Annotated in this window: 1 protein-coding gene and 1 pseudogene; one reads left to right on the top strand and one right to left on the bottom strand. The window is 61.9% G+C overall.

Annotated features, from left to right (window positions below; translation table 11 throughout):
* A pseudogene (locus RCCGE510_RS34375) lies at positions 1-993 on the top strand (lactate dehydrogenase); the annotation flags it as partial.
* Between the two features lie 314 nt (positions 994-1,307).
* On the opposite strand, the gene RCCGE510_RS32300 reads toward RCCGE510_RS34375, so the two are convergent.
* Positions 1,308-1,655: a hypothetical protein gene (locus tag RCCGE510_RS32300; protein WP_007637631.1), complete on the bottom strand. Its 348-nt coding sequence runs from the start codon at positions 1,653-1,655 to the stop codon at positions 1,308-1,310.
* Between the last annotated feature and the right edge of the window lie 347 nt (positions 1,656-2,002).

The raw sequence follows: 2,002 nt of genomic DNA, 5'->3' as shown, positions 1-2,002 counted from the left end.
AGACCATGGGTACCGGCGTCAACGCCCAGCTGCGGCTGAAGGCCCTGCATCATCTCGATGTGCCCTGGCTACCCTCGCAGATCGAGCAGCGCGAGGGCCGCATCGTCAGGCAGGGCAACCAGCATGACGAGGTCGACATCTTCGCCTATGCCACCGAGGGTTCGCTCGACGCCACCATGTGGCAAAACAACGAGCGCAAGGCGCGTTTCATCGCTGCGGCGCTGTCGGGCGACACCTCGATCCGGCGGCTTGATGATCTCGGCGAGGGGCAGGCGAACCAGTTCGCCATGGCCAAGGCCATTGCCTCCGGCGATCAGCGCCTGATGCAGAAGGCCGGGCTGGAGGCTGACATTGCCCGGCTCGAACGCCTGCGCGCCGCCCATGAGGACGATCAGTTCGCCATCCGCCGACAGGATCCGGGACGCCGAGCGTGACATCGAAACCTCGACGCGGCGCGTCGAGGAGATCGGCCAGGACATTTCGACACTGGTGCCGACGGCGGGCGATTCATTCGCCATGACAGTCGACGGCAATCACCATGATGACCGAAAATCCGCTGGCCGCGCCCTGATGAAGGAAATCCTCACGCTGGTGCAGCTCCAGCAGGAGGGCAGGGTTCCGATCGCCTCGATCGGCGGCTTCGATCTCGTCTACGAGGGCGAGCGTTTCGGCAGAGGGGAGGGCTATCGATATCAGACGCTGTTGAAGCGCACCGGCGCCGATCACGAGGTCGATCTTGCGGTCACGGTCACGCCGCTCGGGGCAATCTCTCGGCTCGAACATGCGCTTGGCGGCTTCGATGAGGAGTGCGAGGGGTATCGGCATCGGCTCGAGGAATCACGCCGGCGGCTTGCCTCTTATCAATCACGTCTGGGCGGAGTATTTGCTTTTTCGTGCGAGCTGGCAGACAAGCGCCGGCAGTTGGCCGAGGTCGAGAAGGCGCTTGCATCGGATGTGCAGGCGGATGTCGCCGCGATCGGGCGGGCTGCTTGAGAAGCAGATCGAGTGCAGTGCAGCATACTCATGGCTGCAATGCACAATAAATGATTTGCGTTTGGTCAAAAAACGGGCATTCTGCACACAGCTGATGCATTTCGCGGTGTCTCCTCCCAGCGCCGCCGCATCGGCTGTTCCCCTCTGGAGGTTTATTGACCTTCACACTTAAAGGGCCGCGGTCTCCGCTGGCCCTCTTTTTTTGCGCTGCGCAAAATCCCGGCCGAGATAAAATGCCGGCGCGTCGGGTTCTCCAGCCGTCATATAGGGCTCGTTCTCAGCAGCCATTGCTGTCGCAGTGGCAGCGGCTTTCTTCAATGCATCGTGGGCCCGGACAGCGGCAACAGTTTCAAAGTCTGCTTGATGACCTTGCGGAACTGGCGCCAGTCGGGAAGTGTCCGTTCGTTCACCCGCTCCTGGACAGCTGTCAGTATCCAGCCGACGCAGGCGATGTCTTCCACCGCTCGATAGTCATTGGAGCGCTGCAGGCAGGCAACGATGCGCGGTCGGGCGTCGCCGCCGTCAAGCGGGATGCCGGTGATCAGGTCTTGCGCCTGGCTGTAGGCCAGTGCGATCCGCTGGCGATCGTCGGAACCGCTCTGGGCGATCATGCCGCACGTCCAGTCAAGCGTGTCGATAAGCTTCTCGGTTTCATCGTCCATGTCGAATTGGATTTCTCCAGGAATAGCTTCAGGGTGTTCGTGAGGCCGAATTTTCGGCCGTCCCCTTTGCGATTTTTCCCATCGTCTCGACCGGCGGGGTCGGTCGTGAATGCAATCGCCCCGCCTCCTTTTGCCATTGGAACGACGATGGGTGCAACCGCCTCTGATGAATAGTCAGTCGCGTTCCGCGCGCAGGAAGGGGGGAAAAGCAGGAAAGGGGAGGGAGAGAATCCCGTTCGCAGATCGGTCCGCCCATCGCCGCTCACGCTCAACCGCGCCGCTCGCAATCCCGGCCACTTGTCCTCGCAGGGCTGTGAGCCCCGCTTATCCTTCGCGGCAGGAATGCT

The sequence above is a fragment of the Rhizobium sp. CCGE 510 genome (genome assembly GCF_000292525.1).
Lineage (GTDB): Bacteria > Pseudomonadota > Alphaproteobacteria > Rhizobiales > Rhizobiaceae > Rhizobium.
This window is presented reverse-complemented; position numbering and strand designations above follow the sequence as displayed.

Bases quoted from the DNA above. Each gene is read 5' to 3' on its own strand.
- RCCGE510_RS32300 (WP_007637631.1), bottom strand. From the start codon at position 1,655: ATGGACGATGAAACCGAGAAGCTTATCGACACGCTTGACTGGACGTGC.